Source organism: Streptomyces capitiformicae (assembly GCF_002214185.1).
Lineage (GTDB): Bacteria > Actinomycetota > Actinomycetes > Streptomycetales > Streptomycetaceae > Streptomyces > Streptomyces capitiformicae.
The window spans coordinates 4,172,674-4,185,445 of the sequence record NZ_CP022161.1 but is presented as its reverse complement, the minus strand read 5'-3'; the positions used below and the strand labels follow the sequence as shown (position 1 = coordinate 4,185,445).

General features: G+C 71.7%; 11 protein-coding genes. 7 read left to right on the top strand and 4 right to left on the bottom strand.

The annotated features are described in order from the left end of the window. Positions 1–83: 83 nt before the first annotated feature. A complete protein-coding gene (locus CES90_RS18640) occupies positions 84–1,466 on the bottom strand; it encodes a transcriptional regulator (RefSeq protein WP_189785316.1) in 1,383 nt (460 codons plus the stop codon). A 328-nt stretch (positions 1,467–1,794) separates the two neighbouring features. Between CES90_RS18640 and CES90_RS18635 the strand changes: the two genes are divergently transcribed. The 3 genes from CES90_RS18635 (at position 1,795) to CES90_RS18625 (ending at position 4,927) form a co-directional block, all read left to right on the top strand. Beyond that, the gene (locus CES90_RS18635; RefSeq protein WP_229914079.1) at positions 1,795–2,478 is read left to right on the top strand and encodes a bifunctional DNA primase/polymerase; all 684 of its coding nucleotides are present in this window, start codon (positions 1,795–1,797) and stop codon (positions 2,476–2,478) included. 62 nt (positions 2,479–2,540) lie between these two features. Further along, positions 2,541–3,320 carry an ABC transporter ATP-binding protein gene (locus tag CES90_RS18630; protein ID WP_189785315.1) on the top strand — a complete coding sequence of 260 codons (780 nt, stop codon included), beginning with the start codon at positions 2,541–2,543 and terminating at the stop codon, positions 3,318–3,320. 5 nt (positions 3,321–3,325) lie between these two features. After that, the gene (locus CES90_RS18625; protein ID WP_189785314.1) at positions 3,326–4,927 is read left to right on the top strand and encodes a transporter; all 1,602 of its coding nucleotides are present in this window, start codon (positions 3,326–3,328) and stop codon (positions 4,925–4,927) included. A gap of 390 nt (positions 4,928–5,317) precedes the next feature. Here CES90_RS18625 and CES90_RS18620 read toward each other — a convergent pair whose 3' ends face one another. Both CES90_RS18620 and CES90_RS18615 read right to left on the bottom strand, forming a co-directional pair. Further along, the gene (locus tag CES90_RS18620; RefSeq protein WP_189785313.1) at positions 5,318–6,211 is read right to left on the bottom strand and encodes an alpha/beta fold hydrolase; all 894 of its coding nucleotides are present in this window, start codon (positions 6,209–6,211) and stop codon (positions 5,318–5,320) included. 726 nt (positions 6,212–6,937) lie between these two features. Next, positions 6,938–7,630 carry a metal-dependent transcriptional regulator gene (locus tag CES90_RS18615; protein ID WP_189785312.1) on the bottom strand — a complete coding sequence of 231 codons (693 nt, stop codon included), beginning with the start codon at positions 7,628–7,630 and terminating at the stop codon, positions 6,938–6,940. 290 nt (positions 7,631–7,920) lie between these two features. Here CES90_RS18615 and CES90_RS18610 point away from each other — a divergent pair, with 290 nt between their 5' ends. After that, entirely contained in the window at positions 7,921–8,676 is a 756-nt protein-coding gene (locus tag CES90_RS18610; protein WP_189785311.1) for an SIS domain-containing protein, read from the top strand. 25 nt (positions 8,677–8,701) lie between these two features. On the opposite strand, the gene CES90_RS18605 is transcribed toward CES90_RS18610, so the two are convergent. Further along, positions 8,702–9,463 (bottom strand): GbsR/MarR family transcriptional regulator, encoded by a 762-nt coding sequence (locus CES90_RS18605; protein ID WP_189785310.1) that lies wholly within the window; start codon positions 9,461–9,463, stop codon positions 8,702–8,704. A 263-nt stretch (positions 9,464–9,726) separates the two neighbouring features. Between CES90_RS18605 and CES90_RS18600 the strand changes: the two genes are divergently transcribed. The 3 genes from CES90_RS18600 to CES90_RS18590 all read left to right on the top strand — a co-directional run bounded on the left by CES90_RS18600 (position 9,727) and on the right by CES90_RS18590 (position 12,752). Further along, entirely contained in the window at positions 9,727–10,392 is a 666-nt protein-coding gene (locus CES90_RS18600; RefSeq protein WP_189785309.1) for a DUF4097 family beta strand repeat-containing protein, read from the top strand. A gap of 249 nt (positions 10,393–10,641) precedes the next feature. Beyond that, positions 10,642–12,096 (top strand): PAS domain-containing protein, encoded by a 1,455-nt coding sequence (locus tag CES90_RS18595; RefSeq protein ID WP_189785308.1) that lies wholly within the window; start codon positions 10,642–10,644, stop codon positions 12,094–12,096. An 11-nt stretch (positions 12,097–12,107) separates the two neighbouring features. Next, complete coding sequence (locus CES90_RS18590) at positions 12,108–12,752, top strand: maltokinase N-terminal cap-like domain-containing protein (protein ID WP_189785307.1); 645 nt, start codon at positions 12,108–12,110, stop codon at positions 12,750–12,752. Positions 12,753–12,772: the final 20 nt, after the last annotated feature.

Sequence of the window (12,772 nt, the reverse complement as noted above, 5' to 3'; positions counted from 1 at the left end):
GGCGCGGGGAACTACGCGATCAGCCACGTTCCACCGCGGTCGCGAAGCCGACCACAGCCCCCACCCGGAGCGCCACGGAACGCCTACGCCGCTTGAAGATCCATCCGCGCCCCGAACTCCCTGACCACCGCCTCCTCCCGGAACGGCTCCAACCGCTGCTGGAAGTCCTCCAGGTACTCGGCCCCCCGATTGGACCGGAGCGACTCCAGCAGTTCCACGGCCTTCAGCCCCGTCGCGCATGCCTGCTCGACCTCGCGCTGCTGCACCTGCGCCGTGGCGAGCAGCACATACCCGATCGCCCGCCGCCGAGCCCGCGACTCGGGATGCTTGGCCAGCGACTCCTCCGCCCGCCGCGCCGCGGCCTCCGCCTGCCCGAGATCCCGGTGGCAGTGCGCCAACTCGTCGGCCAGATAGGCCTCGTCGAAGTGCTTGATCCACGCCGGGTCGTCCCCGGACGCCGGTTCCGCCGCCTCCAGCGCCTCCACGGCCCGCCCCGCCGCCGTCTGCGCGGCGCGCGCGTCGCCCATCAGCGCATGTCCGCGCGCCTCCGCGGCGTGGAACATCGACTCCGCACGCGGGGTTGCCCGCCCCCGCGCCCCTTCCTGCGCCGCGCGCGCCAGCTGCGAGATCTCGCGCGGGTTGCCGAGCTGCGCCGCGAGGTGGCTCATGGACGCGGCGAGCACATACCCGCCGTACGCGCGGTCGCCCGCGGCCTGCGCGAGCCGGAGCGCCTGGATGTAGTAGCGCTGGGCGAGCCCGGGCTGCCCGGTGTCGACGGCCATGTAGCCGGCGAGCTCGGTCAGCCGGGCGACCGCGGCGAACAGCTCCCGCCCCACCGCCTCCCGGTAGGAGCCGGCCAGCAGCCCGGAGACGACGCTGTTGAGGTAGTGCACGACGACCGGCCGTACATGCCCGCTGCCGTACTGGTGGTCGAGGTCGACGAGCGCCTGGGTCATCGCGCGCACGGCCGCCACGTCGGGCAGCCCCACCCGGGGCCCCGCCGAACGCGCGACCTGGGGGTCCGGCGCGGAGATCAGCCAGTCGCGGCTGGGCTCGACGAGCGCGGAGGAGGCGACGGACGACCCCGAGAGGAAGTCCCGCCGCCCCACGTCGCTGCGCCACAGCTCGCAGACCTGCTCGATCGCCCCCAGTACCGTCGGCGAGAACTGGAGACCGACGCCGGACGCGAGGTTCTTGCCGTTGGCCATGCCGATCTCGTCGATCGTGACCGTACGGCCCAGTTTGCGGCCCAGCGCCTCGGCGATGATCGCGGGCGCCCGGCCCCGCGGCTGCTGTCCGCGCAGCCAGCGCGCGACGGACGTCTTGTCGTAGCGCAGGTCGAGTCCGTGCTCCGCGCCGCACATGTTGACCCGCCGGGCCAGCCCCGCGTTCGAGCAGCCCGCTTCCTGGATGAGCGCCTGCAGTCGTTCGTTCGGCTGCCTGGCGACGAGCGGCCTTGCGGCCATGGCGTACCCCCTGTGGCTGTGGTGCCTTGCCCACGCACCGAGTTGACGTGTCCTCAGCGGTCGAACCCTTCGCACACGCGGTCACCCGTACGCGCCGAAAGCGCGTACCCGTATATCGAAAAGATCCGGCCTCGAAGATCAATGCCCCGCCGACATACCGAAGATGCGAGACATGCCAGGATTGCCGGGGTAAACACGCATGCTGTACCCCACACGTGGCTACCCGGCTCACTCCGTGATCCCTCCCACGCGCCCCCGCACATGCACCCATGCGCCCCGGCTCCGTCGACGGTGCTCTCCCCCGCGCATGTGACTTCCGTAACCCCTGATGACCGCTAGAGTTGTGTTCATCGTGGAAGAGACCATCGCGGGCCCTGAAGCTGCCCAAATCCCGAAGCAGCGTGGTGAAACGCTGCTGGACACCGCCGTTCGATACGCCGAAGAACGCCACTGGGACGTGTTTCCCGGCACCTGGCTGGAAGCCGTCGACGGGGTGCAGCACTGCTCCTGCGGCAATGCCGCGTGTGCCACCCCCGGCGCGCACCCGGCGCGCGAGGACTGGGCGACCCAGGCGACAGGCAGTGCGACCGTCGCACGCCGTCTCTGGTCCAAGCAGCCGACCGCGTCGATCCTGCTGCCGACGGGGCGTACGTTCGACACGATCGACGTTCCCGAGACCGCGGGGCTGCTGGCGCTGGCCCGCATGGAGCGTATGGATCTGACACTGGGGCCGGTGACCTGGACGCCGGACCGCCGTATGCAGTTCTTCGTACTGCCGGGCGCGTCGGTCAAGGTCCCTGATCTGGTACGGAAGTTGGGCTGGTCGCCGCTCGCGCTCGATCTCAAGTCGTTGGGTGAGGGCGAGTATGTGGCGGCTCCGCCGACTCGGTACGGGTCGCGTGGGGCCGTGCAGTGGGCCCGGCGGCCCACGCCCGCGAATCGATGGCTGCCCGATGCCGAGGAATTGATCTCGCCGCTCGCGTATGCGTGCGGTAGGGACGGGCGCCGGTAACGCTCCGGGCGCCGCGCCCCTGGGCAGGCTGGGGGCGCCCTGGACCGGAAGGAGCACCCGGCGTGAGTGTTGCCATCGCCGTACGCGTCCAAGGGCTCTGGAAGCGGTTCGGACCCCAAGTCGCCGTCGCCGGGATCGATCTGGCGCTGCCCGCCGGGCGGTTCATCGGGCTGGTCGGGCCCAACGGGGCCGGGAAGACCACCACCCTCTCCATGGTCACCGGGCTGTTGCGGCCCGATCACGGGGTCGTGGAAGTCGTCGGGCATGACGTGTGGCGGGACCCGGTCGAGGTGAAGGCCCGTATCGGTGTCCTGCCGGAGGGATTGCGGCTCTTCGAGCGGCTGACGGGGCGTGAACTCCTCTCCTACACAGGGCGGTTGCGCGGGTTGCCCGGCGCCGAGGTCGACCGGCGGGCCGCTCAACTGCTGGACGTCCTCGACCTTGCGGGCGCCCAGCACAAGCTCGTCGTCGACTACTCGACGGGCATGCGGAAGAAGATCGGGCTGGCCGCGGCCCTCCTCCACAACCCCGAAGTGCTGTTCCTGGACGAGCCGTTCGAGGGTGTGGACCCGGTGTCGGCGCAGACCATCCGGGGTGTGCTGGAGCGGTACACCGCCTCCGGCGCGACGGTCGTGTTCTCCTCCCATGTCATGGAGCTGGTCGAGTCGCTGTGCGACTGGGTGGCCGTGATGGTCGCGGGCAGCATTCGCGCGCACGGCCCGCTCGCCGACGTACGGGGGGACGCGCCCTCGTTGCAGAAGGCGTTCCTGGAGCTGGTGGGGGCGAACGGGCAGGACACCGCGTCGGATCTGGACTGGCTGGGCGGCGGGGCGGCACGGTGAGCCCCGTGCCGGGCACCACGGCCGCGTCGATCACCCCCGTCGTCGTACGGCTGAAGTTGTCGCTGTTGCGGAACGGGCTGCGGCAGTCGGCCGGGCGGCGGGCCGCGTATCTCGCGTCCGTGGTGTTCGTGCTGGTGTTCGCGGCGCTTGTGCTGCTCGGGCTGATCGCGTTGCGCGGGGTCGGGCACGCGGCGTCCCTGACCGTGCCGCTGGTGGCTGTGCTGGCGCTCGGGTGGGCGGTGATGCCGCTGTTCTTCCCCAGCGGGGACGAGACCCTCGACCCGACCCGGCTGGTGATGCTGCCGCTGCGGCCGCAGCCGCTCGTACGGGCGCTGCTGGTGGCCTCGTTGGTGGGCATCGGGCCGCTGTTCACGGTGTGCGTGCTGGTCGGGTCGGTCGTGGCGACGGCGCACGGGACGGCCGCGTACGTCACCGCCGTGGCCGCCGTGCCGCTCGCTCTGCTCGGCTGCGTGGCGCTGGCGCGGGCCGTCGCCGCCGCCAACATCCGGCTGCTGAGCAGCCGCCGGGGGCGTGATCTGGCGGTGCTGAGCGGACTGGTCATCGCGGTCGGCGTCCAGGTCGTCAACTTCGGCATACAGCAGCTGAGTTCGGCCGGGCTCGGGCAGCTCGACCCGGTGGCGGACGTACTGGGCTGGCTGCCGCCGGCGTCGGCGATCGGCGCGGTGCACTCGGTGAGCAAGGGGGCGTACGGGGTCGGGGTGGCCCGACTGGGGCTGGGCGCGGCCGCGTTGGCGGTGCTGCTGGGGCTGTGGGCGCGGATACTGACGCGGCTGATGACCTCGCCGGACGGGTCGACGTTGCAGGTCGGCGAGGCGGGGGCGACGAAGACGCGTTCGACCGGGCTGAGCCGGTTGCTGCCGGCCGGGCGCACGGGAACAGTCATGGAGCGGAGCCTGCGGTACGTCTGGCGGGATCCGAAGACCAAGGCGGCATGGGTGACGTCGCTCGCGATCGGGCTGATCGTGCCCGTCTTCAACGCGGTGCAGGGCACCGGCTCGATCTACTTCGCCTGCTTCGCGGCGGGGATGCTCGGAATCATGATGTACAACCAGTTCGGGCAGGACACCTCCGCGTTCTGGATGGTCGCCATGACGATCTCCTCCACGCGGGACGCGTACGTCGAACTCGTGGGCCGCGCCCTGGCGTTGCTCGCCCTCACCCTGCCGTACGCCACGCTCGTGACCGTCCTGACCACCGCGCTGCTCGGCGACTGGGAGTCCCTGCCCGAGGTGCTCGGCCTCTCCTTCGCCCTCCTCGGCGCGATGCTGGCGACCGGCGCCTGGACCTCCGCCCGCTTCCCGTACTCCATCCCGCAGGAGGGCTACAGGAACGTCGCCCCCGGGCAGGCCGGCCTCGCCTGGATCTCCGTCTTCGGCGGCATGGTCGGGTCGGCCCTGCTGTGCCTGCCGGTCATCGCCCTGGTCATCTGGGTCAACGTGGCGGAGGGCGGCGACGCCTGGGCATGGGCCGCGCTGCCGGTGGGGACGGCGTACGGGGCGGGGCTCACCGCACTGGGACTACGGCTGGCGGCGCCCCGGACGGCTGCACGGCTGCCGGAGATCCTGGCGGCGGTGAGCAAGGGGTAGGGACTCCCTGGGTCCACCAGTCGGTCAGGTCCACGAGGAGCTCGCAGTGCGGGTCGTCGGAGGCCGGCCGTGTTCGGGCTCGGGGGCGATCGGCGATGGGCAGTTCTGTCTCGGCGATCCGCCTCGTTCGCGGTGAGTTCAGCGGTGAACTCGCGCCCCGCACGGCGTGCGGCTGGGACAGAACTGCCCATCGCCGGCTTCGGCACTGGGAAGTGGCCCCGCCCACCGGCGTGCTCAAGGTGCGGGTCGGCGGGTGGGGTCGGCGGGTGGGGTCGGCATTCGCTGACGCGGCCCCGGTGGTGGCGGCGGAGCGGTCGGCGGCGGCCGGCCAGTGGGGCCACCGAACGCTGACAGAGCCAATGCGCCGAGCGCCGCGCTTCGTGCGGGCGTTCAGTGCGTGAAGCCGTCCAGGAACGGCTCTATCGCCGCGCGCCAGGCGTCGGGCTGGTCGTAGTGGACGAGGTGGCCGGCGTCGGCGACCTCGGCGTACTGGCCGTGGGGCAGGACGCGGACCATTTCCTGGGACTCGGCGCGGCCCAGTTCGCCGTCGAGGCCGCGGACGACGAGGGCGGGGCACTGGACCTGGGTGAGCTCCTCCCAGTGCGCGTCGTACACCCAGGTCTCGCGGGTCGTGAGCATCTGCTCGGGGTCGAAGACGGGCCGCCAGCCGTCGGCGCTCTCCTGCATGACCTCGGCGTAGAACTCGCCCCGGGAGGGGTTCGGGCGCTCCACCCAGGGGTCGTCCTCGCCGAACCACTTGCGGACGTCGGCGAGGGTGGCGAAGGGCAGCGGCCAGGCCTTGAACCAGCTCTCCCATTCGCGCTGCGAGGCGGCGCCCAGCGCCGAGGCCCGCATGTCGCAGATGATCAGGCCGCGCACCAGGTCGGGGCGTTTGGCGGCCAGTTGCCAGGCGGTCAGCGCGCCCATGGCGTGGCCGATGAGGACGACGGGGGCGAGGCCGAGCTGTTCGACGGCGGCCTCGGCGTCCTCGACGTAGGCCTCACGGGTGTAGGCGGCCTGCTCGGGCTTCTCGCTCTGGCCGTGGCCGCGCTGGTCGAGCGCGACGGCGCGGTGCCGCTCGGAGAGCCAGCGGGCGGTGGGTGCCCAGTGCGAGGCACGGCCCATGAGGCCGTGCAATAACAGCACACCCGGCCGCGGCGGGCTCTCACCGAGCTCGTCCTGCGCCCTGTCCCCGGCCTTCTCCCCGGGCTTGGGCGGGTCGCCGTACTCCCAGGCAGCGAGACTTACGCCACCCGCTCCGGTCACGTCGATGCGCCGCACCATTGGCACCCCCCACACTCCCGCTCGGACCGCTCGCTCCCGTCTCGCGCTCCCGCTTCGAGCCGGTCGGTCCACTCGTCCTGGCCGCTGTCGTACCGCTGCCTTGCTGCCTCTGCTGCCCTGCTGTGTGTCGCCTGCCTGTCGCAGTGGTGCGCGCCGCTGGGGACGGCGGGCACCTGTTGTTACAGCGTGCCCGTCGATCGACACGTTACGTACGGGCGTACGGATTCTGTGCGTCGCTCAGGGACGGGTCGCGCGGCGCCACACCCTCCACGCTATCGAATGCGTATTCGAACATGCCGTTCTTGGCGGCAACACCCCTCGTTCGAGTGACCCCCGGCGGGGATTGCCCGCCGCCGGCGAGGGGAGATCTTCAACGGGAGGCGGACCGCTCGGGGAAAACGGTCCGAGGGGGATGACCCTGGGAGCTCGGGGCTCCGGGTCAGCACAGGGGAGGACAGGCCCCGGCGCCACACGGCGCCGGGGCCCTCCTCATGTCCACGCCCCTCATGTCCACGGCACATCCGCCCCGCCCCCTCCCCTACCGCCGTGAGACCTCCGTCTCGGGCGGCCAAGAGCCCCTCAGGTCATATGCCTCTCGCGCAAGCCTCGCACGCGAACGGCGCGAGCGCTGCGATTCAGCGCACTGAATCTTGGGCGAAGTCGGCGTGCCGTACGGGCGTCCGCGGTGGAGCGCGGCGCTTGACTCGGCGCCTGGCTCAGCTGGGCTCAGCGCTTGGCGACGAAGACGTGGGAGGCGACGTCCGCCCCCAGTTCCGCGGCCTCGCCACCGCTGCCCACGAGGACGCCGCCCGCCGCCTCCGTCACGCTCACCACGGAGCCGGGCTGCACGCCCGCCCGCCGCAGCGTGTACATCAGCTGGGCGTCCGTCTGGATGGGCTCGCCGATACGGCGTACGACGACGGTCTTGCCCTCCGTGCCCGGGTCGAGGTCCGCGAGCGACACCATGCCCTCGTCCAGGAAGGGGTCCGCGCCGTCCTTCTCGCCCAGCTCCTCCAGGCCCGGGATCGGGTTGCCGTACGGCGACTCCGTCGGGTGGCGCAGCAGTTCGAGGACGCGGCGCTCGACGGCCTCGCTCATCACATGCTCCCAGCGGCACGCCTCCGCGTGGACCTGCTCCCACTCCAGGCCGATCACGTCGACGAGGAGGCACTCCGCGAGGCGGTGCTTGCGCATCACGCGCGTCGCCAGCCGACGGCCCTCCTCGGTGAGCTCCAGGTGGCGGTCCGCGGCGACGGACACCAGGCCGTCGCGCTCCATGCGCGCGACCGTCTGGCTCACCGTGGGACCGCTCTGGTCGAGCCGTTCGGCGATCCGGGCGCGCATGGGGACCACGCCTTCCTCCTCCAGCTCGAGGATGGTGCGGAGATACATCTCCGTCGTGTCGATCAGTCCGGACATACGTGCCCCTCGATGAGATTCAGCCGGAGGGTTCCGATGTGGCCCACCGGCTTGCGCTGGCCCTGGCCTCAATTCTTGCGCATCCGACTGACAACCGTGTCGCTCCTCTGGGTTTGGCGGGCGCAATCGAGCTCGGGGGTGCGGTTTGTGCACGTACAGACGCACCGCAGACCCCTCGCTCCGCGGCGGGGGCCTGGGGGCGGGCGGCCCCGGCATTGACACCCCACTGGTCCAGACCACTAACGTGATCCATGGCAGCACAGGGCGACAACGGACGAAGGGGTTCACGCATGAGCGACGACGCACCGGCCCGCCGGTTCCTGGACGCGGCGATCGGGCTGTTGGAGCGGGTGCGGGACGAGGAGGGCGAGGCGGTCGCCGCCGCCGGGAAGCTCGTCGCGGACACCGTCGTCGACGGCGGACGGCTGTTCGCGTTCGGCGCCGGGCACTCCTCCCTCGCCGCACAGGACCTCGTCTACCGCGCCGGCGGCCTCGCACTGATGAACCTGCTGGCCGTACCCGGCGTCGTGGGCGTCGACGTGACACCGGCGACGCTCGGCTCCGCCCTGGAACGGGTCGACGGCCTGGCGAGCGCCGTGCTCGACACGAGCCCCCTGCGCTCCGGCGACCTCCTGATCGTCGTCTCCCTCTCCGGCCGCAACGCCCTCCCCGTGGAGATGGCCGCGCACGCCCGCGAGTTGGGCGTACGGGTCATCGGGGTCACCTCCGTCGCGTACGCCACGGAGACGGAATCCCGCCACTCCTCCGGCACCTTCCTCAAGGACCACTGCGACCTCGTCCTCGACTCCAAGATCGCGGTCGGCGACGCGGAACTCACCCACGACGCCGTCCCCGCCCCCTTCGCCCCCGCCTCCACCGTCGTCACCTCGGCCCTCCTCCAGGCGGTCATGGCCACCGCCGCCGCCTCCCTCGCCGACCGGGGCGTCGAACCGCCGCTGCTGCGCTCGGGCAACGTCGACGGCGGCCTCGACTGGAACGACCGGGTGATGCGGGAGTACGGCGACCGGATCTTCCACACCCGGTGACGGGCCCGTCGATCAAGGCGGCCGCCTATCCGCGATCCGGACTCGGCGCGACAGTGCCGCTGTCGGCCGAGGTCGCTTCGGGTTTCGTGTAGAGGACCTCGCGGGCCTGCTCGGCGGCGCGGATGAGGCTCTCGCCGACGAAGTCGACGAAGCGGGCGATGTTCTCGAGTCGGATGGCGGCCGGGGTGCCGGGGCCCAGGATGCCGACGCCCTGCCGTGCGGTCTCGACGAGCTGGGCGTGGGACCGGGCGCTGGCGACCATCCCCTGATACCAGACGTCGTCGTCGACGACGTACCGCTCGCGGCGGCGTTCGTCGCGTTCCCGGCGGATGAGGCCCTGGCTTTCGAGAAGCGTGACCGCTTTGGAGACGGACCCCGGGCTGACCTGCAGGCGCTGGACGAGTTCGGACGCGGTGAGGCTGCCCGCGTCGGTGGTGTAGAGGGCCGCCAGCACCCGGGCCGTCATCTTGGGCAGCCCCTGCTGCATGAAGAGGGTCGCGAACGTCTCCTCGTACTCGCGCACGGCCTCGCTGTCGCGCCCGTCGGCCCGCGCGGGCGCCTGCGGCCCTCGGGGCTCCGCCTGCCTGCGCCGGCGGGCGCGGCGTTCGGTGGCGCGGTGGGCCAGGTCGGCGCGGTAGGCGGTGGGGCCGCCGTTGCGCATCACCTCGCGCGTGATCGTCGAGGTGGGGCGGTCGAGACGTCTGGCGATCTCCGCGTAGGCGAGCCCGTCGGCCACCCCCAGCGCGATCTGCTGGCGTTCCTGCTGAGTGAGCCTGCCTCCCGGCATCGCGATCCCCTTCGTGCTTCCTTGTGCTTCTTTGTGCTCCTTTGACGCCTCCAGCCTAGCGTTCAGCTTCTATCCATTGCAACGATCGAGTGACCGCTGTTGCGTTGAACGCAGATCCGTTGCAACGATTCTCTGGCCTTTACCTGCACTGATGCCGATTATTCGCAACGATGCCGTTGCCGCACTTTGGAATGCAACGTAGCTTTTCCAGCATCGGAAACAACGAAGCGCAGGAAGCGCACACAGCCCAGGAGGAGAGCACGATGCAGAACTTCGACACCCCCGCCCCGATCACCGCCGTCCTCGACATCCCCGCCGGGAACGTCCGGTTCATCGCCGCCGACCGGGACGACACCGCGGTCGAGGTCCTGCCGGCGAACGCCTCGAAGAGCCGCGACGTGAAGGTCGCGGAGGAGACCAAGGTCACGTACAGCGACGGCGTCCTGCGGATCGGGGCTTCGGCGAAGAACCAGTACTTCGGCCCCTCCGGATCCGTCGAGGTGACGGTCCAGCTGCCCGCCGGTTCCCGAGTCGAGGTGAAGGCGTCCTCCGCCGAGTTCCGGGCCGTCGGACGGTTCGGCGACGTCACCTTCGAGGGCGCGTGCGGCACGGTCAAGCTCGACGAGGCGGAGAGCGTGCGCGTCACCACCTCCGGCGGTGACATCTCGGTCGGCCGCCTGGGCGGCCCCGCGGAGATCAGCACCGCGAAGGGCGACATCCGGATCACCGAGGCCGTGAGCGGCACGGTCGTCCTGCGCACGCAGATGGGCGACGTGTCGGTCGGCGCCGCCGCCGGAGTCTCCGCCTCCCTGGACGCCGGCACCGGCTACGGCCGGATCCACAACGCGCTCAGGAACACCGACGGCACGGCCGGCCTGAACATCCACGCGACCACCGACTACGGCAACATCGCCGCCCGCAGCCTCTGAAGGAGCCCCCACCGGCGCCGCCCGGGCGTCGGCGGCCACCACCTGGCCGCCGACGCCCGGGCGGTGCGGGCGGCGATCGGGGTCACCGGCCGGTGCGCGACGGAAATTCGGCGTACAACGATTTCATCCAAATCTTGCGTGAACCAGATGTGGGCTGGGTCACGTTCGAGTTGAATGATGACGAGTGAGCGAACCGAGGCGCCGTACATGCCGTATATGCGGACGCAACGCAGCCTGCAGGGGGTTCAGGTGAGTGCTTCCCGGCGTAGTGGGACGACCGACGAATTGGGGCCCGACGAACCCGAGCGGGCCGGCCCGGAGGACAAGGGCACCGAGAACGCTGAGGGCAGTGTGAACAGTGTGGACCCGATGGACTCCGGTGGTTCCGACCTGCTCGCAGCCCTGCTGGACGGCATGGACGCCGCGCTGTGCGCCTTCGACGGCGACGGCGTCGTCACCCACTGGAACCGCGAGGCCGAGCGCATCCTGGGCTGGACCGCCGAGGAGGCCGTGGGACGGCGAGGCTTCGCCGGATGGGCCGTACGGACCGCCGACGCCGAGGAGGTCGAGGGCCGGCTGATGGCCGCCATGCACGCCCCCGGACGCCAGGTCCACGAGTTCGCCCTCGTCACCAAGGACGGCGGGCGGGTGCTCGTACGGACCCAGTCCGCCGCCGTGCGAGGGCCTGACGGCAAGCCTGCGGGCCTGTACTGCGCGTTCAGCGAAGTCCACGCGCAGATCGACCTCGAACGGTCCATCGCCCTCAGCGAGGCCCTCTTCGAGGACGCCTCCTGGGGAGTCGTCCTCGTCGACGCGGACCTGCGCCCCGCCGTCGTCAACGCGCACGCCGCCCGCGCCCTCGGCATCGGCCGTACGACCGTCCTCGGCCGCCCCCTCGGCGAACTGCTCGCCCAGGGCGTCGAGGAAGTGGAGAGCGCCCTCACCCACGTACTCGCCGAAGGCGCCCCGCCCGCACCCGCCGAGATCTGGGTCGGCGTCCGCACCCCCGACGGGGAGAAACGACGCTGCTGGCGCAGCGGCTTCCTCCGCCTCGCCTCACCCCTCGCCGAGGAACCCGTCCCGCTCGGCGTCGGCTGGCTCTTCCAGGACATCACCGAGGCCAAACAGAGCGAACAGGAAGCGGCGCTGCTCCGCTTCCGCGTCAACCAGCTCCACCGGGCCGCCCGCGCCGCCGCCGAGTGCGAGGACCCAGGCGAGGCCGCCACCGTCCACCTCGACTTCGCCCTCGCCGGCTTCGCCGACCACGCCCTCATCGACCGCGTCGCCGGCGGCTCCCTCGCCGACGGCGAAGGCCCCGCCCGCCTCGTACGCGCCGCCGCCACCCCCTCCGGCTCCCCCGGCCCCAGCCAGCTCGCCGGCCACGCCGGCCTCCCCGTCCGCTACGGCCAGGGCCACCCCGCCCTGCAGTGCGTCGAACGCGCCGGTTCAGTCCGCGCCAGCGCCGGCACCGCCACCCCCGAAGCCGCCCGCGACTGGGCCACCGGCCGCCAGTGGCCCCCGGACGCCGTCCACGCCCTCTGCGCCGTACTCCGCAGCCGCGGCCGCACCCTCGGCGTCGTCACCTTCCTCCGCGGCGCCGGCCGCACCCAGTTCGAACGCGCCGACGCCGTCTACGCCGAGGACGTGGCCGTACGGATCGCCGCCGCACTGGATCTGGAGACGCTGGAGAGGTCGTCCGAGTAAGAATCTCCAGCATGGCTCTCATCCACCAGACCACCATGAAGCCCACCAAGCTCGAACTGCTCACGGCCTGGCTGCCCACCCGCCCCTGGTACCGCGGCACCGGTGAGCCCGACCTGACCAAGGCGGGCGGCTTCCGCCTCGACGACCCCGCCGGCGAGGTCGGCATCGAGTTCATGGTCACCACCGACACCTCCGCCCCCACCCCAGTCCACTACCTGGTCCCCCTCACCTACCGAGGCGCGCCCCTCCCCGACGCCGACCACGCCCTCATCGGTACCTCGGAACACGGCGTACTGGGCAAGCGGTGGATCTACGACGGCACCCACGACCCGGTCCTGATCACCCAGTTCCTCGCCCTCTTCGAGGGCCGCGCCGAGGCCCAGCAGCAGAGCATCAGCGACGCCCTGGACCACGAGGTCACGCGCGCCTACGCCGGTGACGGCCCCCTCTCCATGAGCGCCGTCGCCGCCTCCGACGACCAGCAGAGCACCGAGCTGGCCGTCGCACCGGGTGGCACCCTCCGGCTGAAGCGGGTCCTGCAGCCCGCGCCGGACGGGCCGGTCGGCCTTCCGGAGGGGGCGTCGGGGCACGTCACCGGCCACTGGGGGCTGCCGGACGGCACCCGCGCTCGAGCGGTGTTCGCCGTAGTGCGGTAAACCGCTCGGAAAATTAGCTT